This window comes from Streptomyces griseorubiginosus, from assembly GCF_036345115.1.
Lineage (GTDB): Bacteria > Actinomycetota > Actinomycetes > Streptomycetales > Streptomycetaceae > Streptomyces > Streptomyces griseorubiginosus_C.
Map to the genome: position 1 here is coordinate 9,460,617 of NZ_CP107766.1, position 23,849 is coordinate 9,484,465.

Sequence of the window (23,849 nt, forward strand, 5' to 3'; positions counted from 1 at the left end):
CCGTGCGCGATTGCGGCTCTTGATTTCGATGACTGTAATAGTGCGGGGTCGATTTACGGCTTGGTCGTGGCAGGGCCGGAATCTCCGAAGGTGAAAGCGGACCAGCCGCTGAATTCCGCGGAATCGCCGAGGTCCTCCTCGATACGCAGAACCTCGTTCCACTTGGCCATGCGTTCGGAACGCGTGAACGAGCCCACCTTCAGCTGGCCCGCGTCCCATCCGACGCTCAGGTGCGCGATCGTGACGTCCTCGGTCTCGCCGGAGCGGGCCGACACGACGGTGCCGAAGCCGGCGTCCTTTCCGGCGCGCAGGGCCTGGTGGGCCTCGGTGACCGTGCCCGCCTGGTTCGGCTTCACGAGGACCGCGTTCGCCGCCCCGCCGGTGGCGGCGGCCTCCACCCGCTTGGCGTCGGTGACCAGGTAGTCGTCGCCGATCACCTGGCAGCGGTGGCCGAAGCGCCGGGTGAACTCCACCATCCCCTCGTGGTCGTCCTCACCCACCGGGTCCTCGACGGACAGGATCGGGTACTGGTCGATCCAGTCGCCCAGCATGTCGATGAGGGCCGCCGTGTCCAGCGTGCGGTCGTCGAGCGCGAGCGTGTAGCGCCCCTCGCCGCCGAACTGCGAGGCGGCGACGTCCAGCGAGATGCCGACCTGGCCGGCGGGCGTGAAACCCGCGGTCTCGATGGCGCGGGTCAGGGTCTCCAGCGCCTCCTCGTTGGAGTCGAACGCGGGCCAGAAGCCGCCCTCGTCCGCCACTCCCTGTGCCTTGCCCGCCTCGCGCATCAGGCTGCCGGCCGCCCGGTAGATCTCCGCGGTCCAGTCGAGGGCCTCGGAGAAGCTGCGTGCCGCGGGACAGACGACCATGAAGTCCTGGACGTCGACACGGCGGTCCGCGTGGGCGCCGCCCCCGAAGATCTGGATCTCCGGCAGGGGGATACGGACCGGCCGGCCGGCCGACAGGTGCCGCCACAGCGGTACGCCCGCGGACGCGGCGGCGGCGTGCAGCACCGCCATGGAGGTGGCCACGATGGCGTTGCCACCGAGGCGGCCGCGGTCGGGGGTGCCGTCGAGGTTCACCAGGAGCCGGTCGAGGGTCTCCTGGTCGGCCGCGTCGAGCCCCAGGAGGGCGGGCGCGATCTCCGTGTTGACGGAGCCGACGGCACGGCGGACGTCGAGGCCGCCGAAGCGGGAGCCGCCGTCGCGCAGGTCGACGGCCTCGCCCTGCCCCGTCGAGGCTCCGGCCGGTGCGATGGCCCGGCCGACGGCGCCGTCCGCGAGGTGGACCTCGACCTCGACGGTCGGCCGCCCGCGTGAGTCCCACACCCTGCGGCCGTGGAGCTTGGCGATCCGCGTGTCTGTCATTGCGGTGCGACCTTTCGGAGTCGGGAGTGCGAAGGACGGGGCGTGGAGCGTGCCCGTGGTGGCACCGAGGGGGCGTGGGGAGGCCCTGACATGCCCGGCGACACAGCGCGGATCCTCAGTGCTATCGATAGCGCAATCGTGCGAAGTGCGGGTGGTTCTGTCAAGAGCTGGAGGAGAGTTCCCTAACCCGGCCAAGGAGTTCACGCCTCTCACTCGGCTCTGCAGAGCCAGTGCTATCGTTCGCATAACCCCGACAGGAAAGTGAGCCCGACATGACCTCCCAGCCCTCTGCGGCACCCATGACCCTCACCACCGTGGTGGCGAGCACGCGTCCCGGACGGGTCGGCAGGTCCGTCGCGGACTGGTTCACCTCCCGGGTCGCGGAGTACGACCAGTTCGAGTCGCACCTGGTCGACCTCCGCGAACTGGACCTTCCGTTCTACGACGAGCCGAACCCGCCCGCTCTGCGGCAGTACACGAAGAGCCACACGCGTGCGTGGAGCGAGATCGTCGACGCGTCGGACGCGTTCGTGTTCGTCACCCCCGAGTACAACGGAGGCTTTCCGGCCCCCTTGAAGAACGCCTGGGACTACCTCGTGGTGGAGTGGCAGCACAAGCCCGCGGCGTTCGTGAGCTACGGCGGCGTCTCGGCGGGCACCCGGGCGGTGCAGATGGCCAAGCAGGTCGTGGCCAACCTCAGGATGCTGCCCATCGGGCCGACCGTGAGCATCCCCTTCATCGGCGAACAGGTCGACGACGGCGCCTTCCGGCCCGGGAAGATCCACGAGGCCGCCGCCGAGCAGATGCTCGACGAACTCGGACGGACCGCCGGTGTCATGCGCCGACTGCGCGGCGGAACGTACTGACCGCGCGGGAACGTGGAGGTGCCCGGAGCGCAGCGCTCCGGGCACCTCCACGTTCCCGCGCACAGCCGGTCACGGGGGTTTTGTCTTCAGGCGGACGTGGACGGAGACCGTCCGCCGGGAGGTGCCGTGCTGCCGCGCAGCACCAGGGACCCGGGGGAGACCGACGTGTAGGGGCCGTCGTTGCCCGGCTCGGTCTTGAGGCGACGCAGCAGCCACAGCGCGCAGCCGGTCGCCATCTCCTGGATCGGCAGGCCGACCGTGGTGAGCCCCGGCCCCCACCAGGAGAAGCCGGGCTCGTCCCCGAACCCGACCACGGACAGTTCGCCCGGCACCTTCACGCCCTGCGCGGACAGCTCCTCCAGGACTCCGAGGGTGAGCTGGATCGACCCCAGGACGAGCGCGGTGGGGGCGTCGCGTTCCTGGAGCAGCCGGCGCACCGCCTCGCGTCCGTGCCCCACGGACGACGGCGGCCCCAACTCGGCGCGCCCGGCCTCGTCCGGAAGTCCGCCCTCGCGCAGGGCGGCGCGGAATCCGCCCAGGCGTTCCGCACCCGTGGGCAGTTCCTCCGGGCCGCCCAGGTACGCGATGCGCGTATGGCCCAGCTCCACCAGGTGGGCCGTGGCCCGGCGCAGTGCCTCGTGGTCGTCCACGCCGAACCACTGGGCGCCGAGCGAGGGGTGGCGGCGCAGGAGCTGCAAGTGCGGTACGGCGCGCAGGAGTTTGACGGACTCGTTGTGCGGGCGGGCCGTGGGCACGATGATGACGCCGGCCACGCGGTTCGCGGACAGCTCCCGCAGATGGCGCAGTTCCACCATCCGGTCGTCGTCGGTCTCCGAGAGCATCAGCTGGAAGCCCTCGGCCTCCATGTTCTTGGAGAGCTCGTGCGCGATGGTCGAGTAGAAGCTGTTGCGGATGTCCGGGATCACCAGGGCGACCACGTTGCTGGACGCGCCGCGCATCATCCGCGCCGCCCGGTTGCCGACGTAGCCCATCTCGGAGGCGGTCCGGCGGACCCGGAACTTGGTCTCCTCGCTGATGCGGGCATCGTCGGCGAGTGCCCGGCCGACGGTCGAGACGGAGATCCCGAGGCGTTCGGCGATGTCCTTGGTCGTGATCACGTAAAGGTCCCCTCCGGCTGACTCGCCCGTGGCCGTCACTGTCCGTATGCCAACGATAGCACCGGTGTCGCGCTCCGTGGTCGGGGGAGCGGGGGACGGGATGCGCCGATGCGCATTGTGCTAACGTTAGCATTGCTGAATGGGCCGTGCAGCCGCCTTTGGCTGCCCAAGTACGGAGGTGTCCGTGCGGATCGTCAGGTATGCCGTCGGCGGCGCGTGTCACTACGGAGAACTCGAATCCGATGACGTCACCATCGCCCGATTCGAGGGCGATCCCTTCACGGGACTGACCCCTTCGGGAGTTCTCGACGAAATGGGTGACGTCGTCCTTCTGTCGCCGGTCGAGAGTCCCCGGATCTTCGGGTTCGCCTACAACTACGCCTCACATGTCGACGAGACCGACCGTGATGTCCCCGACGTTCCCGTGTGCTTCATGAAGCCGAGCACGGCGGTCGTGGGGCCGGGTGACGCCATTGTTTATCCGGCCGATGGCGAACTCATCCATTTCGAGGGTGAGTTGGTCGTCGTCATCGGAAAAAAGGCCCGCCATGTGAAACCGGCCGAAGCCCATGAGTACATCCTCGGCTATACGTGCGGCAACGACGTCAGTGACCGCATCGTCCAGCGCAAGGAAAGCAGATACGGAACACTGCTCATCGGGAAGGGGCAGGACACCTTCGCTCCCCTCGGACCGGTCATCGCCACCGAACTCGACCCGTCCGCCCTCTCGTTGACCACGCGCGTGAACGGCCGTGTCACGCAGTCGGCGAGCACCGCCGACCTGATGCTCCCCGTGCCCGACCTCGTCAGCTATCTCAGCCGTTACCTGACGCTGCTGCCCGGGGACGTGATCATGACCGGTACACCCGCCGGGGTCGGGCCGATCCGCCCGGGCGACGAGGTCGAGGTCGAGGTCGAGGGCATCGGCGTCCTGCGCAACCCGGTTGTGGCCGAGGGGCGTTGAGCGCGGGAGCCGGCAGTCGGAGCGTGGCAGAGGGGCTGCCCACCAGTCTTGGTGGGCAGCCCCTTCAGCGTGTCAGCGGACCGCGTTGTTGAACTGCCCCGGACGGACGAAGACCAGGGCGACGACGCCGGCCAGCGGCAGGAGCGTCACCTGCAGGAGTCCGGCCCGGTCCCAGCCGAAGGCGTCCACCAGGGCGGCGAACAGCAGGCCCGAGAAGGCCGCCGGACCGTAGTAGCTGGTGACGAACAGACCGGAGGCGCGGCCGATCTGCGACGGACGGACGGCCCGCTGCATCACGCTGTTGCTGTTGGGATAGATGAAGCCCAGGCCGAAGGCGCCCATCAGGAAGGCGAACACGCACTGCACGCCGACGCCCGCCTGCGTGTCGTAGATGCACACGCTGATCGCGGAGACGGCCAGCAGGCTCAGGATCAGCAGATTGCGCTGGTTCACGCGGTCGCCGAGCCAGCCGCCGAAAAGGGCTGTCATCCCGCCGAAGCCGAGGAAACTCATGGCCAGGGCGGCCTGTCCGGCGGAGTAGTGCAGCGACGTGATGAGGTACGTCGGGTAGAGGCCGAGGAACCCGTAGATGGCCACGCCGCTGACGACCGAGTGGACGGCCAGCGCCACCGTGTTGCGGTTGTAGGCGGAGGCCGGCATGTGGTCGTAGGTCGCGGTCGAGGCCGCCTTCTCCGCGGAGTGCTCGGTCAGACCGGCCTTCAGCAGGAACAGCGATGCGGCGGCGATCAGCAGCCCGGCCGTGCCGAACAGGTAGAAGGGCGAGTGCCAGGTGCCGTGGGTGCTCGCGAGCTCGACGCCGATGAGCGGGGCGATGAACACGCCCACGGAGTAGCCCACACCGATCGCGCCGAACGCGAGACCACGCCGCTGCACGAAGAAGGCGCCCATCGCGGCGAAGATCGCGGCGGACTGCATGCCCTCGCCGAAGCCCGAGACCACCCGGTACAGGGTCATGTCGGCGAAGCCGGTGGCCAGCGGGGTGGCCATGGTGCCGACGGAGTAGATCACGATGCTGACCAGCAGCACGGTCTTGCGCCGGAACCGGTCCAGCAGATAGCCCGCGGGCAGGCCGGCCAGGGCCATGCCGAGCGTGAAGTTCGTCGCCAGCAGCCCGCCCTGCTCCAGGGAGAACCCGTACTCGGTACGGATGTCGGGGAGCAGCGGCGGAAAGACCTGGCGGTCCATCGCGTTGACCATGTACGAGAGAACCACCAGCAGGAAGCCCACACCGATCATGGCCCGGGAGACGGCCGGACGGCCGCTTTCCCGGGTGGCTTTCACGGGGACTGCACTGGTGTCGACTTGCGCTGCGTGAGTCATTGCGGCTCCTGATGAGGAAGAGGGCGCGGCAGGCCGCGGCGGATCCGTCGCCGCACGAAGGCGTACGGCGATGACGGGAAGCGATGAGGTGAACACGGACTCGAGTCGGCGACGGCGATATCGGCGCCGGGTGAAGGAATACGGGCGAGCGGCCGCCGCGCGGTCGGACACCGCGTGCGAATTCAGCCTTGTAGCGCCCGTCGGGGACGTCCGTGGCTATGGCGTCTTCGACAACCGGACCTTGTGCGAACACTTGTCGGCCGCACGGTCGGGGTTGGCAGAAACCATGAAGGGAAGTGCCCGGCGCGTCAAGATGTGCGCGCGAATTTCCCGGGATGCCGGCGCTTTCCCGTGCTGAGCGGGTGCGCCTCCTTCGGGGCGGGGCGCAGGTCGGCCGCCCGGAGAGGCGTTCTTGACGATGTGCAGACCCACAGTGCTATCGTTAGCATCGCGTGGCTGTGACACAGTGAATTCGACGTGCCCCGGCGTCTTGCGACCCAGTTCCAGGGGCCCAGCGGTGGCACCCTCCGACCACGAGTCGGAGAGCGCCGGCGATTTCCCGACCGAGCCCAGCGACCCACCTCACCCTCATCCACGGCGGCCGTGGGCCATCGGACAAGCCGACGGCCGCCGTCCCGGTGATGCTCAGACCCGCTGACCGGACGCGACCGGGCGCCCAGCCCGGCCGTCCGCGGCGGCCGTACGATTCTGCGAGGACGATCTGCCATGACACCACCGAGCCGCCCAGCGACCGTGCTGCTCACCGACTACGCCTGGCCCGACGACTCCGTCGAGCGGTCCGTCATCGAGAGCGCGGGCCACACGCTGGTGTCCGGCCCCGCGGAACCCTCCTCCGCCGCGACCGTCGAGGCACTGGTGGCCGAGCACCGGCCCGCCGGCATCCTCACCTGCTGGGCCCCCGTCTCCGCCACCGCCGTCGGCGCCTCGCCGGACCTGCGGATCGTGGCCAGACTGGGCGTCGGCCTCGACAACATCGCCGTGGACACCGCCACCGAGCGGGGCGTATGGGTCACCAACGTGCCGGACTACTGCGTCGAGGAGGTCTCCGACCACGCGGTCGGCATGGTCCTCGCCTGGACGCGGGGCCTGGCCGTGTTCGACCGGGAGGTCCGCACGGGTCGCTGGGACCCCGCCGGTGCCCGGTTGCGCCGGCTGTCCGCGCTGACCTGCGGTGTCGTCGGCTTCGGCCGGATCGGACGCGCGACCGCCCGCAAGCTCGGCGCGTTCGGCTGCCGGATCCTGGCCCATGACCCGCACCCGCCGAAGGAGGCGCCCGGAGTCGAGTCGGTGGGCCTGGAGGAGCTGCTGCGCCGAAGCGACGTGGTGATCCTGCACGTACCGCTGACGCCCGGCACACACCACCTCATCGGCGCCGACCGGCTCGCGCTGATGAAGCCGGGCGGGCTGCTGGTCAACGTCAGCCGTGGCGGACTGGTGGACACCGACGCCGTCATCAAGGCGCTGGACGGCGGTCACCTCGCCGGAGCGGCCTTCGACGTCCTGGAGAGCGAGCCGCACGTCCCCGCCGCTCTGCTGGACCAGCCCGGCGCGCTGCTCACCCCTCACGTCGCCTTCTCCTCCGACGCCTCGGTCACGGAACTGCGCCGCCGCGCCGCGGAGGAGGTCGTCCGGATCCTCGCCGGCGAGGCACCGGCACATCCCTGCAACGACCCCGGCCTCCGGCCCGCCGGATCGGCCGACCGGCGATGAGCGCCGCCCCCGTGCCGCAGAGCCCGGACCCCGCGCTGTCGCGCTTCCTGACCGCCCACGGGCTCGCCGCTCCCGGCGAAGCCGCGCACTGGACACCGCTGGCGGGCGGGGTCTCCTCCGACCTGTGGCGGGTGGACCTGCCCGGCCGGTCGCTGTGCGTCAAACGGGCCCTGGCCCGGCTGCGGGTCGCCGCCGACTGGGAGGCACCGGTCTCGCGCAACGCCTACGAATGGGCGTGGATGCGGTTCGCGTCCCGGCACCGGCCGGACAGCGTGCCCGAACTGCTGGCCCACGACCCCGAAGCCGGCCTCTTCGCGATGGCGTACCTGCCCGCCGAGCGCTACCCCATGTGGAAGTCCCAACTCCTGGCCGGTGAGGTGGAGGTGACGACCGCGGCCGCTCTCGGGGAGATGCTCGGCGCCCTGCACGCGGCGAGCGCCGGGGACCCGGCCCTCGCCGCACAGTTCGCCACGGACGACAACTTCCACGCCCTGCGCATCGAGCCGTACCTGCTGGCCACCGCGGCGGCGCACCCCGGCCTGGCCGACATCCTCCGGAGCCTGGCCGACCGCACGGCCGGCACCCGCCTGGCCCTGGTGCACGGCGACGTCAGCCCCAAGAACATCCTCGTGGGCCCCACGGGACCGGTGCTGCTGGACGCCGAGTGCGCCTGGTACGGCGACCCGGCCTTCGACCTGGCGTTCTGCGTCAACCACCTGCTCCTCAAGAGCCTCGTCGTGCCCGGTCGCCGCGCCGAACTCCTGCGGTCCGCCCAGGCGCTGGCCGAGCGGTACGTCCGGCACGTCGACTGGGAACCCCGGTCGATCCTGGAGGCGCGGGCCGCCTCGCTGCTGCCCGCACTGCTGCTCGCCCGGGTGGACGGTAAGTCCCCGGTGGAGTACCTCACCGACGACCGCGACCGCCTGTTCGTCCGCACAGTGGCCACCGCCCTGCTGCGGGCCCCCGCGTCCACGGTGACCGGTGTGCTGGACGCCTGGGCGACCGCCCTGGAGACCCAAACCGCGGCCGGCACCGGCCACCAAGCGTGACCGACCGTCCGGCGGCCGGCACCCGCCACCCCGCGTGACCGACCGTCCGGCGGATCCGGCCGACCCAACGAGGAGAGACCATGCGCAGAGTCGTCACCGGCCATGACGAGAACGGCAGGTCGGTCGTCGTCAGCGACGGGCCCGTGCCGCGCAGCCGGGAGTTCACCAGCCTGCCGGGCTGGGTCTCCCGGCTGCCGTGGGCCACCGACCCGGGCCAACCGGTCAGCCGGGCGGGCGAGGACCCCACACCGAAGGTCACCAGCCTGCTTCCGGCGCCCGGCGGCACCCGCTTCATCGTCCTGACCTTCCCACCGGAGTCCGCGTTCGCCGACCCGGCCTTCGACCCGGTCGCCTTCGACCGGGAACAGCGGGCCGACTCACCCGGCATCGCCGAACTCATCGAACCCGACGGCATGCACACGACGCCGACCGTGGACTACGGCATCGTGATCCAGGGCGAGATCACCCTCGAACTCGACGACGGCGCCCGCACTCCGCTCTCCGCGGGGGACATCGTGATCCAGAACGGCACCCGGCACGCCTGGCGCAACCTCAGCGGCCGGCCGGTGACGGTGGCCTTCGTCCTGGTCGGGACCGAGCGTGACGGCTGACGGCCGACGCCGTGGCCGGGGAAGGCGCACGGCGCTCAGGTCCTGTCCACGGGCCCCAGGTCACCTGCACCGGGCCCTCCGACCGCGTGCGCAGCCGGTCAGGACCGCTGTCGGATGCTGTCGATGATGCGGGTCCAGTTGTCGCTGCCGTGGCCGCTCCCGATCGCCTGTCGGTAGTGGGCCTGCACGGCCCGGGGGAGTGCGAGGTCGAGGCCGAGTGACGCGCTGGTCTCGACGATGTGGTCGGCGGTCGCACCCATCATGGTGACGGTGCTGAGGTCGCCGGGGTGCTCTCCCGCGTCGAGCGCGACACCGGGTTTCCTCTCACCGGCCCTGAGGATGCCGCCGATCGAGTCGGTGAAGGAGAGCAGCTCCGGCAGCGCTTCCGACGCCTTGAGCCCTGCCGTGCCCAACATCGCGGTCGCGTGCATCAGTGCGGACAAGCCGGTGAGGAACACGGCGAGTTGGGCCTGGTACATCAGCTGGGCGAGGCCGGGGTCGGCGCCCAGATACCTCGGTGTCCCGAGCGCGGCCAACACGGCCCGGTGGGTCTCCATCACCTGCTCACGGCCGCTGTAGTAGACGTGGGCCGCCTCGGTCCCCACCATCGGCGCCGGAACCATGACACCTCCGGTGAGGAAACCCGCGCCGTGGGCCGCCGCCCAGGTTGCCGCCTCACGGGTGCGATCGGGCGTGTCGGAGCTCAGGTTGACCAGGGTGCGGCCGGCGAGCGATGCGGTGGCGTCGCCGAGGATGTCGTACATCGCCTGGTAGTCGGTGAGGCTGAGGATCACGAGGTCACTCGCCTCGACCGCCTCGCCGGGTGTGGTGGCGAGGGTCGCCCCGGCGGTGACGACGCCGTCGGCCCGGCCGGCGGTCCGGTTCCAGACGGTGACGGGGTGCCCGGCGGTGAGAAGGGTGCGGGTCATGGCCTGGCCCATCGGACCCAGCCCGAGCACGGTGACGGCGCTGTTCCGCCTGCTGGTGGAGTTCGGTTGTTCGATCACCCCTCCATGCTCGGAGAGCGCCGCTAGGGTCGGAAGTACCCACTATTTACTGCGGTACTTACCTTTTAGTAAGGGGATCAGCGATGGCCAAGGCACCCCGATGCGGGCCCTACATCTGCGGCATCGACGCCGCGCTCGACGTGGTGAGCGGGAAGTGGAAGGGACTGATCCTCTGGGAACTCGAAGCCCATGGGATACGTCGCTTCGCCGAACTCCGGCGCGGCTTACCGGGAGTGAGCGAGAAGATGCTGACGCAGCACCTTCGGGAGATGGAGGAGGACGGCCTCGTCCACCGGGTGGTGTACGCCGAGGTGCCACCGCGCGTGGAGTACTCCCTCACGGAGCACGGGCACACACTGAATCGCGCCCTTGAGCCGCTCGGTGCCTGGGGTGTTGAGCGGATCCGCCGCGAAGGCTCCCGAGTGGCCGAAGTGTCCGCCGGCTAGCCGCACAGGAACCGGCCGGGGGCGGCTCAGCTCTCGTACGTGTGGAACCCCCGTCCGCTCTTCCGGCCGAGGTGACCCGCGGCGACCATGCGGCGCAGCAGGGCCGGTGGGGCGTACAAAGGCTCCTTGTACTCCTCGTACATCGACTCGGCCACGGCCTGCGCGGTGTCGAGGCCGATGAGGTCGAGCAGCCGCAGCGGTCCCATGGGATGCGCGCACCCGAGCTCCATCCCGCGGTCGATGTCGTCCGGCCGGGCGGCGCCCGACTCCACCATCCGCACCGCGCTCAACAGGTAGGGCACGAGGAGGGCGTTGACGACGAAGCCGGAGCGGTCGGGCGCCTGGACGGCCTCCTTGCCCAGCTGCCCGGCGAAGTCACGGGCCCGCCGCAGCGTGTCGGCGCCTGTGACGAGGGCGGGAATCACCTCGACCAGCCGCTGAACGGGGACGGGGTTGAAGAAGTGCAGGCCGACGACCCGCTCGGGCCGCTCGGTGGCGACGGCGAGATCGACGACGGGAATCGAGGAGGTGTTGGTGGCCAGGACCGCCGCCGGGTCCTCGACCGCCTTGTCCAGGACGCGCAGGACCTCGGTCTTGACGTCACGGTTCTCGGCGACGGCCTCGACGACGAACTGCCGGTCGGCCATGTCGCCCAGGTCCACGGTGAACGACAGCCGGGCGAGGGCCTGATCGCGCTGCTCCGCACTGAGCTTGCCGTGCCGTACGCCCCGGTCCAGGGAGGCGGTGACGCGGCGGCGGCCCGCATCGGCCGCGTCCGGCGTGGATTCGGCGACGCGTACGTCGATGCCGTGGCGGGCGGCGACTTCGGCGATGCCGGAGCCCATGAGGCCGCAGCCGACGACGCCGAGACGGGTGACGGGATCCATCAGGGGGCCGTCCTTTCCGGTGAGGGTGAGGGTGAGGGTGAGGGTGAGCGGGAGGTGAGCGGTGTCAGAGATCGAGGACGAGACGCGGCCCGCGGGAGCGGGAGACGCAGATGAACATGGTGTCGCCGGCGGCCCGTTCGTCCTCGGTCAGCAGCGAGTCGCGATGGTCGGGTGTGCCCTCCAGCACGTCGGTCTCGCAGGTGCCGCACGTGCCTTCCCGGCAGGAGAAGTCGACGTCGACGCCGGCCTCCTCCAGGGTTTCGAGCACCGAACGGTCCGGCGGCACGGTGAGGGTGAGCCCGGACCGTGCGAGTTCCAGCTCGAAGGCCCTGGCCGCACCGGTCTCGGCGGCCTGCACCGGGGCGAAGCGTTCGACGCCCAGCGTGCCGGGCGGCCAGCCCGCGCAGTGTTCCTGCACCGCCCGCAGCAGGGGCTCGGGACCGCAGGCGTGCACCAGGGTGCCCTCCTTGGGCACCCCGAGGTGGCCGGCGAGGTCCAGCAGGCCGTACTCGTCCTGGGGGCGGACGAGGACGCGGTCCCCGTGCGGGGCGAGGCGGTCCAGGAAGGCCATGGAGGTCCGGGTGCGGCCGCCGTAGAGCAGGCTCCAGTCGGCGCCCGCGGCCTCGGCCGCCTCGACCATGGGAAGGATGGGCGTGATCCCGACGCCGCCGGCGATGAACAGATGGCGGGCGGCGGGCCGCAGGGGGAAGTTGTTGCGCGGGCCGCGGACCCGCACCCCGGCCCCTTCGAGCAGCCGGTCGTGGACGTACGCGGACCCGCCGCGGCCCTGTGGCTCGCGCAGTACCGCGATCTGCCAGGCCCCGCGGTCGGCCGGGTCTCCGCACAGGGAGTACTGACGCACCAGGTCGCCCGCGTCAGTGTCCAGGAGTACGTCGATGTGGGCGCCCGGCGTCCAGGAGGGGAGCGGACCGCCGTCGGGACGCCGCAGGGTGAGGCTGACCACGCCGTCGGACACGGGGGTGCGGGAGGCCACCGTCAGGGTGAGTCGGTCGTTCATGGTGAGTGCGCTCCGGGTCTCAGGTCTGTGCCGGTACGTGCAGCAGCAGCGCGTCGCCCTGGCCGCCGCCTCCGCACAGGGCCGCCGCTCCGCTGCCGCCGCCGCGCCGCCGCAGCTCCTGGGCGAGGGTCAGTACCAGGCGGGCCCCGGTCATGCCGACCGGGTGGCCGAGGGCGATCGCGCCGCCGTTGACGTTCACCTTGTCCAGCGGGACGTCCAGTTCGCGTACGGAGGCGAGGGCGACCCCGGCGAACGCCTCGTTGATCTCGAACAGGTCCAGGTCTGCGGCCTTGAGCCGGCCGTCCCGGTCGAGGGCGTCACGGACCGCGCCCGCCGGCTGGACGAGCAGGGAGGGGTCGGGGCCCGCGACCGTGCCGTAGGCGCCGATCTCGGCGAGCGGTGTCAGGCCCTCCCGGCGGGCGCGCTCGGCGCTCATCACGACGACGGCCGCCGCTCCGTCGGAGAGCTGGGAGGAGTTGCCGGCGGTGACGGTGCCCGTGCCGGAGAAGGCCGGCCGCAGACGGCCGAGGCTCTCGGCGGTGCTGTCCGGTCGTACGCCCTCGTCGGCGTCCACCACCGTCTCGCCCCGGCGTCCGGCCACCGTGACGGGCGCGATCTCCTCGGACAACGCGCCCGACTCCCGGGCGTGGGCGGCCCGTTGGTGGGAGAGCGCGCTGTACTCGTCCTGTTCCTGCCGGGTCAGGGCGAACGGCTGCTGGTACCGCTCGGTGGCCGCGCCCATGGAGACGGCGTCGAAGGCGCAGACGAGGGCGTCGCGGTCCAGGGCGTCCGCCACCGCGGACGGGCCGTACTTCCAGCCGGTGCGTGATCCGAGCAGCAGGTGCGGGGCGCCGGACATGGACTCCATGCCGCCCGCGACGACCACCTCGTGACGGCCGGAGGCGATCATGAGGTCGGCCAGGGCGATGGCGTGCAACCCGGACAGGCAGAGCTTGTTGACGGTGCTCGCCGGCACCGAGAAGGGGATCCCGGCGCGGACCGCGGCCTGCCGGGCCGAGTTGGGGCCCGCCCCGGCCTGCACCACATGGCCCATGACGACGGCCTGCACGGCCTGCGGGTCCACGTGGGCGGCGGCCAGTGCCGCGTGGATGGCGTGGGCGCCGAGATCGACTGCGGACAGGGTGCTCAGGGCGCCCATCAGCTTGCCGATGGGCGTCCTGGCGCCGGCGACGATGACGGATCCGGGCATGGCCGGGGACCTCCTGGGGGTGGGAGCGGGATCAGGCGACCGGGGCGACGGCGGGTGGGCAAAGGATTCGGGCGACCGTGGCGACGGCGCGTGGGCAGTGGGTACAGCCGACCGTGGCGACGCCCGTGGGCAGCGGATTCAGGCGACCGGGTCGGTGGCGCGGTCGGCGATCATGTGGGCGGTCTCGTTCACCGAGTGCAGGACGATCCGTCCGCCGGGCATGCGCCGCACCCTGCTGACCGAGGTGTAGCCGGGGTGGAACCAGAACATCGTCGGCAGGCCGAGCACCGTCGCCAGGTAGGTGTTGGTGATGCCGCCGTGGCACACGGCCGCGACCCGCCCGCCGGGGTGGGCGTCCAGGATGGTGTCCATGGCGCGCACGGCCCGCTCGCGGAAGGCGTCCCAGTCGAGGTCGGGCACGAAGTCCTCGAAGCGCCCCTCGGCGAGCGCCGCCGACCGGGGGTCGCCCGTGCCGATCTGCTCGGGCGGGGTGTACGGCTGGGACACGTCGGTGTCCCATTCGCGCAGGTCGTCGAGGACCGTCGCGGTCATGCCGGTGAGCCGTTCCAGCGGTGCCACCGTCTCGCGGGCCCGCCGGAACGGGCTCACGTACAGGGCGTCGAGGTCCTCGTGGCCGAGCCACGCGGCGAGGCGTTCGGCCTGGGCGGTGCCCTCGGGCGACAGCCCCGGGTCGAACACGCCCGCGACGGGGAGGCCGTGCCGGACGAGGAGGAGTTCGGTCATGGGTGATCCTTGCGTTCTCGGGGGAGCGGGAGCGGCTCAGCCGGCGATGGTCCGTTCCGAGCTCCAGTAGGGGCGGCGCATCGCGCGCTTGTCGAGCTTGCCCATGGCGTTGCGCAGCAGCTCGGGAACGATCTCGTACGACTTCGGGCACTTGTACGCGGCGAGGCGCTCGCGGCAGAACCGGTCCAGTTCCTCGGCCGGCGGCTCGTCGCCCGCCACCACGACCAGCGCCCGCAGCGCCTCGCCGAAGTCGGGGTCGGGTACGCCGATCACCGCGAGTTCGACGACCGCCGGGTGCTGCCGCAGGACCGCCTCGCTCTCGGCCGGGTACAGGTTCACCCCGCCGGAGACCACGACGTCCGCGGCCCGGTCGGTGATGAAGATGTAGCCGTCGGCGTCGACGTAGCCGATGTCGCCCAGGGTGAAGACGCCGGGGGAGAGGTAGGCGGCCTTGGTCTTGTCCGGGTCCGCGTGATAGCGCACGCCCTGGTCGTCCGGAGCGCGGAAGGCCAGCAACCCGCGCTCGCCGGACGGCAGTTGCCGGCCGTCGTCGTCGGTGACCAGTACCTCGAAGGGGGGCCGGACGCGGCCGACCGAGCCCGGGTGCGCCAGCCACTCGGCACTGCTGATCCGGGCCACCGTCCCCGCCTCGCTGGCGCCGTACGACTCGGTCAGCACCGGACCGAACCAGTCGATCATGGCGCGCTTGACGTCCGGTGGGCACGCGGAGCCGGTGTGGGAGACCTGCCGCAGGCTGGAGACGTCGTAGCGGGAGCGGATGTCGTCCGGCAGGGCGAGCAGCCGCTGGAAGTGGGTCGGGACCATCACCGTCGAGGAGACGCGCCACCTTTCCACCCGGCTGAGGAACGTCTCCGGGTCGTACCGGCCGAGCACGACCACCGGTTCACCGGCCGCCAGGTGCCGCAGCGAGGTCAGCGGCGCGTTGTGCTGGAGGGGACCGCACACCAGGTGGGGGCCCGGCGGGAAGCCTGGCCGGGCGGACATCGCGGCGAGGTAGGCGGCACTGTCGGCGACCGGTCCGCCGACCCAGCGCACCTCGGTGCCGCGGGCCCGTCCGGTGGTCCCCGAGGTGTAGACGAGCGGGGGCCGGGCGGGCCGGCCCGTCGGCAGGGTGCGATCGGCGGGCGCGGCGGCCAGCCAGAGGTCCCAGTCGAAGGCGTGCCCGGCCGCCGGGGTTCCGTGCGTCACGATCGGCAGCCCCAGCTCCCGGGCCGCGTCGAGGGCGGCACCCGCGCCGACCGGTCCGGCGACGATCCCGGTCACGCCCGCGTCGATGATCTGGTCGACCAGTTCTCCCGAGGTGAGGTTCCGGGAGGTGGCCACGGTCCCCACTCCGGCGCGCAGACCCGCCAGGTGGGCCACCAGCGTGGGGATCGCGTTGTCGCCGAGGACGGCGATCCGGTCGTCCGGTCCGGGCGCGAACTCCAGCAGCCGGACCGCCGCCCGCGCCACCTGGTCGGCGAGGCCGGACCAGGTGAGCACGCCCAGGTCGTCCGCCAGGGCGGGTTCGTCGGGTGTGTCCTGGGCGCGACGGTCGAGTGGCAGCAGCGACATGGCTCCTCCGGCGGCTCCTCGGTCCTCTCCCGATGCCGACGGGAGAGAGGGATGCTGAGACTGTAGCGTTTATCAAGAAAGTACGGAACACTCTGATTCCGGATGAAGCCATTGCCGCATGCTTCAGGTGTCATCGTGGCAAGCGCGCCGCTCGCCGTTACTCAATCCGTCGTCTGGTAAGTAGTCGAGGAGGAGCCATGTCCCAGCCCGATCCGGACACATGGCGCCGGCAGGTCCGGCAGTGGCTGGCCACCGTGCTGGAACCGGCGCGGTCCCAGGAGTCCGCGGCAGAGGCCGACCTCGCCGTGTTCCACAACCTTCCGCACGACGAGGAACTCCTGCTGCTGGAGCGCTGCCGCGCCTACCAGCGGGCCCGCTTCGACGCCGGCTACCAGGCGCTGACGCTCCCCGCGGACAAGGGCGGCGCGGGCCTGACCGCCGCGCACGTGGCGGTCTTCGCCCAGGAGGAGTCCGCGTTCGAGGTGCCGCCGTCCACCGAGCTGATCAGCGTCACCGTGCGCCTGGTCGCGATGGCCGTCTCCCTGTTCGGGACGGACGAGCAGCGTCAGGAGTACGCCCGCGCGTTCCTGCGCACCGACCTGCTGGCCTGTCAGCTCTTCAGCGAACCCGGCGCCGGATCCGACCTCGCCGCCCTGCGCACCCGCGCCCGTCAGGACGGCGACGCGTGGGTGATCGACGGCCAGAAGGTGTGGACCTCGGGCGCCCAGTTCGCCGACTGGGGCCTGCTGCTCGCCCGCACCGACCCGGACGTCGTCAAACAGGCCGGCATCTCCGCCTTCCTCGTCCCGATGGACGCCCCCGGAGTGGAGGTGCGCCCCATCCGGCAGATGAGCGGCGGCGCCTCCTTCAACGAGGTCTTCCTCAGCGGCGTACGCGTCCCGGACGCCCTGCGGATCGGGCGGCCGGGCCAGGGCTGGGAGGTCGCCACCACCACGCTCGCCTTCGAGCGGACCGCCTCCGGCAGCGGCAACCGCCGCAAGGGCGGCACCTTCCCGGACGTCCTCGCGCTCGCCCGCTCCCTCGGCCGCACCACCGACCCCCTGGCCCGCCAGCTCCTCGCCGACCTGTACGTGCGGACCGCCCTGCGCGCCGCCACCGTAGACCGGGTCGCCCGCACGAGCGCCGCCGGCGGCCGGCCGGGCCCCGAGGCCTCCTTGACCAAGCTCATGGCGTCCGAACTGCTCACCCGCACCGGCCAGGTCGCCGCCGAGCTCATGGGCGCGCGGATCAGCGCCGACACCGGCGAACCGGGCACCTTCGCCTGGACCCAGCACCTGCTCGGTGCCCCCGGCTACCGCCTCGCCGGAGGCACCGACCAGATCCAGCGCAACCTGATCGGCGAACGCGTGCTGAAACTGCCGCCGGAGCCGCGGACGGACCGGGCGCCGTTCTCACGGCTTCCCGGCAACTAAGAGACCTCCAACAGGCCTTCTCACAAAGGAGTGACGACGATGGATCTGGGACTGACAGGCGCGAAGGCACTGGTGACCGGAGCGAGCCGGGGCATCGGCCGGGCGATCGCCGAGACTCTGGCCGCCGAGGGCTGCGCGCTGGCCCTGTGCGCCCGGGGCGAGGAGGGGCTGGCCAAGGCGGCCGCCGAACTGCGGGCCGAAGGCGCCACCGTGTTCGCGGAACCGGTCGACGTCACCGACCCGGCCGCCCTCGCGGGCTTCGTGGAGCGCGCGGCCGGTGAACTCGGCGGCCTCGACCTGCTGGTGTCCAACGTGTCGGCGGGCAACGTGAAGGGCCCGGAGTCCTGGGAGGCCAGCCTGCGCGGCGACCTGATCCCCTTCGCGGGCCTCGTCGAGGCGGCCCTTCCGCACCTGGAGGCCTCCGACCGGGCCGCCGTCGTCGCCATCGGCACCACCAACGCCTCCGACACCGCGCGCCCGGCCGGAGCGAACTCGTACTCCGCGCTCAAGGCGGCCGTCGTCCAGCACGCCTCCGCCCTCGCCCACTCCCTCGCACCCAAGGGCATCCGCGTCAACACCGTCTCGCCCGGCCCGATCGACTTCCCCGGCGGCGCCTGGGAGACCATCCGCACCAGCCGCCCGGAGGTCTACGAGGAGGTCCTCGCCAGGCTGCCCATCGGCCGCTACGGCACCGCCGAGGACGTGGCCGCGGCGGTCGCGTTCCTGCTCGGGCGGACCGGCTCCTTCTGCGTCGGCGTCAACCTCGTGGTGGACGGCGGGCTCCTGACCCGCGTCCAGTACTGAGCCGTGTCGGGCCCGGCCGGCCGCCTGGACGCCGTACTGGTCTGCGGCGGCCGCTGGCACGACTTCGACCACGCCCGCCTCAGGCTGCTGGAACTGCTCGCCGAGCAGCCGCGCGTGCGCACCACGGTGTACCAGGACTACGACTGCCTGCCCGCCCTGGACAAGGCGGATCTGCTGGTCACCTACACCTGCGACGTCCGGCCCCGACCGGCACAGCGGGCCGCGCTGGCCCGGTTCGTCGAGCGGGGCGGACGCTGGCTGGCCCTGCACGGCACCAACGCCGTGATCGAGCCGTCGACGGGTGACGGACCGCGGGAGTTCACCACCCCACGGCTCCTCGGGGACCTGGCCCAGGTGCTCGGCAGCCAGTTCCTGGCCCACCCGCCCATCGAGCCGTACGAGGTGCGGGTGACCCGGCCCGAGCACCCGCTGGTCGCCGGGATCGATCCGTTCACGGTCACCGACGAGCTGTACGTGTGCGAACTGCACGGCGAACTGGAGGTGTTGCTGCACGCCGAGTACACGGGACCGTGCCGCGGCTTCGCCGAGGGCGACACGGCCGCCCGCGACAGCGCGCCCCGACCGGTGCTCTACCTCAAGCCGCACGGCCGCGGCGAGGTCTGCTACTTCACCCTCGGCCACTGCCGGGGCCGCTACGACATGCAGGACCTCGGCGTGGCCGACACCGGACGCGTGGACGTGGGGCCGTGGCGGACGCCGGAGTTCCTGACCGTGCTGCGGCGGTGCGTGCGGCGGATGGCGGACACACCGTAGGCGGACGGCGGACACACCGTGGGCCGACGGCGGACACGCCGAAGAGGGCCGGCGCCGGGAAGGCGCCGGCCCTCTTTCTGCCGGGGCTCAGCCGTGCGGCAGCACCACCGCGCGGCCGTTGATGTCCCCGGCGTGCAGACGCTCGTACGCCTCGGGGGCCTGCTCCAGCGTGAACGTCTCGACGTGGGCGGACACGAGCCCCTGCCGCGCGAGGTCGAGGACCTCCATGAGCTCGGTCCGGCTGCCCCAGTACGGGAAGGCGGCCGACACCTCGAACGGCAGCCCGCCGCCGAAGCCGACGGCCAGCGTGCCCCCGCCGAGGCCGACCACGGTGACATCGCCCGCCACGGCCACCGACGCGGCCGCGACCGCCAGGGTCGCCTCGGCGCCGACGAAGTCCAGGACCACCTCCGCCCCCGTACCCCCGGTGAGCTGCCGGATCCGTGCGGCCGCCTCGCCGTCGGAGAGCAGTGTCTCGTGGGCGCCGACCTTGCCCGCCAGCTGGAGCTTGTCCTCGCTCGTGTCGAGGGCGACCACCCGCGCGGGAGTCAGCGCACGCAGCAGTTGCACGGCGAGATGGCCCAGGCCGCCGACGCCGATCACCACGGCCGTGCTGCCGGGCAGCAGCTTCGGCAGCGACCTGCGGATCGCGTGGTACGGGGTCAGCCCGGCGTCGGTGAGGGGCGCCCCCTGCACCGGGTCGACGCCGTTGAGCGGGACCAGGTGGCGCGGCGAGTCCACCAGCATGTACTCCGCCAGCGCGCCGGGCCGGCCGAGCCCGGGTGGCACGATGCCGAGCTCCGCCGCGTGCGGACAGCAGTTCTCCCTGCCCTCGGCGCACGGGTGACAGCGTCCGCAGCCCCACGGGCCGTACACCGCCACCGCCTCGCCCTCCGTCACCTCGGTGACGCCGGCGCCCACCGCCGCCACCGTGCCCACCCCCTCGTGGCCGAGGGTCATCGGCAGGGCGTAGGGGAACGCCTCCTCGGGCCAGCCCATCACCGCGATGTCGGAGTGGCACAGGCCCGCCGCCGTGACCTTCAACAGGACCTGGCCGGGGCCGGGTTCGGGCACCGGCACCTCCACGAGCTCAGGAGCGTGTCCCACCCGCAGGTACTGCACGGCTTTCATCATCGGTACTCCCTCGAGGTTGTTCGGGGCCGGGCAGCTTCCCGGCCCGGCGGCGCAGCACGGTGGGCAGGGCGATCCGGCCGCCCGTGAGGACCAGCGCCACGATGAGGACGGAGCCGGTGAACAGGCTCGCTGCCCACTGGGCGCTGGTGGCGAGCCCGAGGCCGGTGATGCCGGTGCCGAGCAGCAGCACCGCGATCACCGTCCCCCAGGCGTTGAACCGGCCCGCGCGCAGCTGGGTCGCCCCGACGAAGGCCGCCGCGTAGGCCGACAGCAGATACGGGCTGCCCGCGGTCGGCGATCCGGACCCCACCGAGGACGCGAAGACCACTCCGGCGAAACCGGACAGCAGCGCGGACGTGACCAGGGTCCCGACGCGCAGCCGGTCGGTGCGCACCCCCTGGAGGCGGGCCGCGTCGGTGTTGAACCCAGTGGCGTACAACCGGCGTCCGGTCGCGGTGTGTTCCAGCACGAACCAGATGGCGAGGGCGGCGAGCAGCAGATACAGCACCGGCAGGGTGATGCCGCCCGCGTCCAGTTGGGCGATGCTCGCGAACGGCTTGGCGAGCAGCTGCACCCCGGTGATCGAGCTGTCGTTGGTGACCATGGTGATCAGCGACTGTATGAGCGCCCCGGTGGCGAGCGTGGCGATGAACGAGTCGACACGCAGGACCACCACCACAAGGGCGTTGACCACCCCGACCAGGAGGGCCGCGCCCATCGCCAGGGCGATCGCGGCCACGGGACCGAGGCCCGTCGCGACCAGGAAGTGGGCGGTCAGCACGCTGGTCAGGGACATGGTGTAGGCGACCGACAGGTCGAAGACGCGGGCGGCCAGCGGCGGTACGACGCTGAGCGCCACGAGGCCGGCCACCGCGTTGCCGTTGAGCACCTGCTTGACCGTGATGGCCGTGGGGAAGGTGTCCGGCGCCCACACGGAGAAGAGGACGACGATCACCAGCCACACGTACACCGCGCCGATGTTGCGGAACGACAGGGTGGCGCTCACCCGGGTCGGGACGGACGTCATCTCACTCGGTTCCTTCCATGGCGTGCACGAGCGCGGACTCGGTGATGTCCCGCCCGCTGATCTCCCGTGCGATCCGGCCGTCCCGCACCACCAGGACGCGGGTGCACAGCGCGAGGAGGTCCTGGGTGTCGGAGGAGGACACGATGACACCCATGCCCTCGTCGGCCTGCCGCTCGATCAGGTCGTAGAGCTGGAGGCGGGTGGCGATGTCCACGCCCGCCGTGGGCTCGCACAGGGTCAGCACCGGCGGGCGCTGCGCGAGGCAGCGGGCCATGACGACCTTCTGCTGGTTGCCGCCGCTGAGCGTGGTGATCCTGGCCCCACGGCCGGCCGTGCGGACGTCGACCCGGCTGATCCAGTCCTCCGTCAGGGCGGCCTCACGGCGGCGGCGCAGCCGGCCGGAGCGGCTGCGCAGCCGGTCCAGGAGCGGCAGGGTGAGGTTCTCGCCGACCGAGAAGTCGCCGATCACCCCTTCGCCCGCCCGGTCCGCCGGGACGAGGGGAAGGCCCAGGGCGCGGGCGTCACGCGCCTCGGTCCACCGGGTGGAGCGTTCCGGGAGGCGCAGTCTGCCGCCCACCCGCCCGGTATGGGCGCCGCACACCGCGTACGGCACGATCTCGTGGCCGGAGCCGACGAGACCGGTGACGCCCAGGCGCTCGCCCCTGGCCAGGTCGAAGCCGACCCCGCGCAGCGGCCCGGCCGACAGGTCGCGCACCTCCAGCACGGGGCCACCGGAAGCGGCGGGGGGTGGCGGACGGTGGTCGGTCTCCATCTCCTCGCCCGCCATCAGTTCCGCCAGCGAACGCGGGGTGAGATCGGCGACCGCTCGGGTGGCGATCCGGCGTCCGCCGCGGATCACGGTGACCCGGTCGGCGAGCGCGAAGATCTCGTCCATGCGGTGCGAGACGTACAGCACGCCCGCACCGGCGTCGCGGACCTCGCGCACGATGTCGAAGAGCCGGGCCACCTCGCCCGGCGGCAGCACGGCGGTGGGTTCGTCGAGCACCAGGACGCCGCGGCGGCCCTCCCAGCCCTGCAACGCGGCGGCGATGGCCACCACCGTGCGCTGGACGGGGGTGGCCGTCGACAGCGGCCGGCGGACGTCGATGCCGAGGCCGAAGCGTTCGACCAGGGCGTGCGTGCGCCGTTCCATCTCCGCCCAGCGGATGTTGCCGAAGGCGGTGCGGGCGAAGCCGTGGCTGAGGGCCAGGTTGTCGACCGCGCTCAACTCGCCCACCAGGCCCAGCTCCTGGTGGACGAAGCGCAGCCGGTCGTGGCGGGAGGCCGCCACCTGGCTCAGGTCGAAGGGCTCGCCGTCGAGTTCGGCCACCGCACCCGGCTCCGCGTGGTGGTACCCGGCGAGGATCTTGATCAGGGTGGACTTGCCGGAGCCGTTGGGCCCGATCAGTGCGTGGATCTCGCCGGGCGCCACCTCGAGGTCGACGTCCGTCAGGGCCCGGGTGGCGCCGAACCGCTTCGACAGGGCGGCCACCCGCAGTACCGGCCCGCTCAACTCACGCCCCACAGTGCCTTGAACTGGGCCTGGTAGTCCTCGACGATCGGGAAGTCCCCGATGGTCTTGGGCAGGTTGTCCTTGGTGATGAGCATGTTGGGCAGCACCGCCTTCTGGTCCACGTCCATGGACTGGCCGGTGAAGTGGCGGGCCAGCGCGTCGACCTGCAGCCAGGAGGCCTCGTGCGAGTTCAGGGCCATCGCGGCGTCGCTGAGCCCGCTCTGGATGTACTGGTAGTTCTGTCCGTCCCCGACGTTCACGGCGAGGTGCTTGCCGGTGATGCCGGCGGTCTTCAGCGCGGCCGGCACGCCCACGTTGAGCAGACCCAGTGAGAACACGACGTGGTCCACCTTCGGGTGGGAGCGCAGATACGACACGACCCGGTCCGGCATGTCCTTGCCGATCGCGGTGATCGGCACGTCCACGGTGTCCAGCCCGCACCCCGCGCACCACTCCTTGTACTTGGCGGCGAAGGTGTCCTTGACGGGCTTGAGGATGGTGTAGGCGGGCAGGTCGAAGTAGACGGTGTCGGCCTGGGCGTCGCTGTCGGACACCACCCAGGAGGCCAGCATCTCGCCCTGGACGGCGACGTCCTGGGGCCCGTTCTTGAGCAGGGAGATGCCGTCGCCCACGACGTCGTCGGCGTTCGACTGGAGGACGGGGATGCCCGCCGCCTTGAGCTGGGCGAGCTGCTTGGCGTACACGGCGCGCGGGAACCCGGAGGAGACGACGGCGTCGGGCTTGTCGCGCAGCGCCTGCTCGTAGGCGCTCTGGACGGACTCCGGTGTGCCCTGGGTGGAGATCGTACGGACGTGCCAGCCGAGCTGGTTGGCGGCGGCGGTGAAGAAGTTGGCCAGGTCCTGGCAGGACTGCACGCCGCACAGGATGAAGTCGATGGTCTTGCCCGCGGGGATCGGCTTGCCCACCGGCCGGGTGACCGGGATCTCGGCCGGGTGCGCGGAGTACTTCGCCACGGCCTTGCGGGCGGCGATCAGGCCGGGGGAGTCCGGAGCCGCCTTGGCGGAGTCGGCGGCCGGTGTCGTCCCGCTTCCGCAGCCCGCGAGAGCGAGCAGGGCGGTGACGGGGACGATCGCGGTCAGAGCGCGGCGGACCGCGCGACGGGGTCTGGAACTCATCGTTGAGCACTCCCGTGGTGTGTCGCCCCGGAGCGAGAGGCGCGGCGGGGACGTGGCCGGGAGGGCAGAGACCGTCCCGGAAGGGGAAATCCGTTGA

The 23,849-nt window shown here is 71.9% G+C and carries 22 protein-coding genes; 9 read left to right on the forward strand and 13 right to left on the reverse strand.

What is annotated here, in order from left to right; translation table 11 throughout:
- Positions 1–53 precede the first annotated feature (53 nt).
- Positions 54–1,364, reverse strand: coding sequence for a phosphopyruvate hydratase (gene eno / locus OHN19_RS42580; RefSeq protein ID WP_330269369.1), 1,311 nt, complete (start codon positions 1,362–1,364; stop codon positions 54–56).
- 272 nt (positions 1,365–1,636) lie between these two features.
- Between eno and OHN19_RS42585 the strand changes: the two genes are divergently transcribed.
- The gene (locus OHN19_RS42585) at positions 1,637–2,230 is read left to right on the forward strand and encodes an NAD(P)H-dependent oxidoreductase (protein ID WP_330269370.1); all 594 of its coding nucleotides are present in this window, start codon (positions 1,637–1,639) and stop codon (positions 2,228–2,230) included.
- 86 nt (positions 2,231–2,316) lie between these two features.
- On the opposite strand, the gene OHN19_RS42590 is transcribed toward OHN19_RS42585, so the two are convergent.
- Complete coding sequence (locus OHN19_RS42590; RefSeq protein ID WP_330269371.1) at positions 2,317–3,348, reverse strand: LacI family DNA-binding transcriptional regulator; 1,032 nt, start codon at positions 3,346–3,348, stop codon at positions 2,317–2,319.
- Positions 3,349–3,532: 184 nt separating this feature from the next.
- Between OHN19_RS42590 and OHN19_RS42595 the strand changes: the two genes are divergently transcribed.
- Positions 3,533–4,312 carry a fumarylacetoacetate hydrolase family protein gene (locus OHN19_RS42595; protein ID WP_330269372.1) on the forward strand — a complete coding sequence of 260 codons (780 nt, stop codon included), beginning with the start codon at positions 3,533–3,535 and terminating at the stop codon, positions 4,310–4,312.
- Between the two features lie 72 nt (positions 4,313–4,384).
- On the opposite strand, the gene OHN19_RS42600 is transcribed toward OHN19_RS42595, so the two are convergent.
- A complete protein-coding gene (locus tag OHN19_RS42600; protein ID WP_330294138.1) occupies positions 4,385–5,614 on the reverse strand; it encodes an MFS transporter in 1,230 nt (409 codons plus the stop codon).
- A 765-nt stretch (positions 5,615–6,379) separates the two neighbouring features.
- On the opposite strand from OHN19_RS42600, the gene OHN19_RS42605 reads away from it, so the two are divergent.
- The 3 genes from OHN19_RS42605 to OHN19_RS42615 all read left to right on the forward strand — a co-directional run bounded on the left by OHN19_RS42605 (position 6,380) and on the right by OHN19_RS42615 (position 9,044).
- Entirely contained in the window at positions 6,380–7,384 is a 1,005-nt protein-coding gene (locus tag OHN19_RS42605; protein ID WP_330269374.1) for a C-terminal binding protein, read from the forward strand.
- On the forward strand, positions 7,381–8,433 hold the full coding sequence (locus OHN19_RS42610) for an aminoglycoside phosphotransferase family protein (protein WP_330269375.1): 1,053 nt from the start codon (positions 7,381–7,383) through the stop codon (positions 8,431–8,433). The genes OHN19_RS42605 and OHN19_RS42610 overlap by 4 nt, the downstream gene beginning before the upstream one ends.
- A gap of 80 nt (positions 8,434–8,513) precedes the next feature.
- Positions 8,514–9,044 carry a cupin domain-containing protein gene (locus OHN19_RS42615; protein WP_330269376.1) on the forward strand — a complete coding sequence of 177 codons (531 nt, stop codon included), beginning with the start codon at positions 8,514–8,516 and terminating at the stop codon, positions 9,042–9,044.
- A gap of 98 nt (positions 9,045–9,142) precedes the next feature.
- Here OHN19_RS42615 and OHN19_RS42620 read toward each other — a convergent pair whose 3' ends face one another.
- Positions 9,143–10,051 (reverse strand): NAD(P)-dependent oxidoreductase, encoded by a 909-nt coding sequence (locus OHN19_RS42620; protein ID WP_330269377.1) that lies wholly within the window; start codon positions 10,049–10,051, stop codon positions 9,143–9,145.
- A gap of 83 nt (positions 10,052–10,134) precedes the next feature.
- Between OHN19_RS42620 and OHN19_RS42625 the strand changes: the two genes are divergently transcribed.
- On the forward strand, positions 10,135–10,497 hold the full coding sequence (locus OHN19_RS42625) for a helix-turn-helix domain-containing protein (protein WP_330269378.1): 363 nt from the start codon (positions 10,135–10,137) through the stop codon (positions 10,495–10,497).
- 26 nt (positions 10,498–10,523) lie between these two features.
- Here OHN19_RS42625 and OHN19_RS42630 read toward each other — a convergent pair whose 3' ends face one another.
- The 5 genes from OHN19_RS42630 to OHN19_RS42650 all read right to left on the reverse strand — a co-directional run bounded on the left by OHN19_RS42630 (position 10,524) and on the right by OHN19_RS42650 (position 15,931).
- A complete protein-coding gene (locus OHN19_RS42630) occupies positions 10,524–11,384 on the reverse strand; it encodes a 3-hydroxybutyryl-CoA dehydrogenase (RefSeq protein WP_330269379.1) in 861 nt (286 codons plus the stop codon).
- 64 nt (positions 11,385–11,448) lie between these two features.
- Positions 11,449–12,402, reverse strand: coding sequence for a PDR/VanB family oxidoreductase (locus OHN19_RS42635; RefSeq protein WP_330269380.1), 954 nt, complete (start codon positions 12,400–12,402; stop codon positions 11,449–11,451).
- A gap of 19 nt (positions 12,403–12,421) precedes the next feature.
- Positions 12,422–13,612: an acetyl-CoA C-acyltransferase gene (locus tag OHN19_RS42640; protein ID WP_330269381.1), complete on the reverse strand. Its 1,191-nt coding sequence runs from the start codon at positions 13,610–13,612 to the stop codon at positions 12,422–12,424.
- A gap of 138 nt (positions 13,613–13,750) precedes the next feature.
- Complete coding sequence (locus tag OHN19_RS42645; RefSeq protein ID WP_330269382.1) at positions 13,751–14,356, reverse strand: histidine phosphatase family protein; 606 nt, start codon at positions 14,354–14,356, stop codon at positions 13,751–13,753.
- A gap of 36 nt (positions 14,357–14,392) precedes the next feature.
- The gene (locus OHN19_RS42650; protein WP_330269383.1) at positions 14,393–15,931 is read right to left on the reverse strand and encodes an AMP-binding protein; all 1,539 of its coding nucleotides are present in this window, start codon (positions 15,929–15,931) and stop codon (positions 14,393–14,395) included.
- Positions 15,932–16,128: 197 nt separating this feature from the next.
- Here OHN19_RS42650 and OHN19_RS42655 point away from each other — a divergent pair, with 197 nt between their 5' ends.
- The 3 genes from OHN19_RS42655 to OHN19_RS42665 are packed head-to-tail and all read left to right on the forward strand — an operon-like array spanning position 16,129 to position 18,942.
- Positions 16,129–17,364: an acyl-CoA dehydrogenase family protein gene (locus OHN19_RS42655; protein WP_330269384.1), complete on the forward strand. Its 1,236-nt coding sequence runs from the start codon at positions 16,129–16,131 to the stop codon at positions 17,362–17,364.
- A 39-nt stretch (positions 17,365–17,403) separates the two neighbouring features.
- Complete coding sequence (locus tag OHN19_RS42660; protein ID WP_330269385.1) at positions 17,404–18,168, forward strand: SDR family NAD(P)-dependent oxidoreductase; 765 nt, start codon at positions 17,404–17,406, stop codon at positions 18,166–18,168.
- Positions 18,169–18,171: 3 nt separating this feature from the next.
- Positions 18,172–18,942 (forward strand): ThuA domain-containing protein, encoded by a 771-nt coding sequence (locus OHN19_RS42665; RefSeq protein ID WP_330269386.1) that lies wholly within the window; start codon positions 18,172–18,174, stop codon positions 18,940–18,942.
- Between the two features lie 87 nt (positions 18,943–19,029).
- Here OHN19_RS42665 and OHN19_RS42670 read toward each other — a convergent pair whose 3' ends face one another.
- The 4 genes from OHN19_RS42670 to OHN19_RS42685 are packed head-to-tail and all read right to left on the reverse strand — an operon-like array spanning position 19,030 to position 23,752.
- Positions 19,030–20,073: an NAD(P)-dependent alcohol dehydrogenase gene (locus OHN19_RS42670; protein ID WP_330269848.1), complete on the reverse strand. Its 1,044-nt coding sequence runs from the start codon at positions 20,071–20,073 to the stop codon at positions 19,030–19,032.
- Complete coding sequence (locus OHN19_RS42675; RefSeq protein WP_330269387.1) at positions 20,033–21,103, reverse strand: ABC transporter permease; 1,071 nt, start codon at positions 21,101–21,103, stop codon at positions 20,033–20,035. Before OHN19_RS42675 ends, OHN19_RS42670 begins: the two co-directional genes overlap by 41 nt.
- A gap of 1 nt (position 21,104) precedes the next feature.
- Complete coding sequence (locus OHN19_RS42680) at positions 21,105–22,616, reverse strand: sugar ABC transporter ATP-binding protein (RefSeq protein WP_330269388.1); 1,512 nt, start codon at positions 22,614–22,616, stop codon at positions 21,105–21,107.
- Positions 22,613–23,752, reverse strand: coding sequence for a sugar ABC transporter substrate-binding protein (locus OHN19_RS42685; RefSeq protein WP_330269389.1), 1,140 nt, complete (start codon positions 23,750–23,752; stop codon positions 22,613–22,615). The genes OHN19_RS42680 and OHN19_RS42685 overlap by 4 nt, the downstream gene beginning before the upstream one ends.
- Between the last annotated feature and the right edge of the window lie 97 nt (positions 23,753–23,849).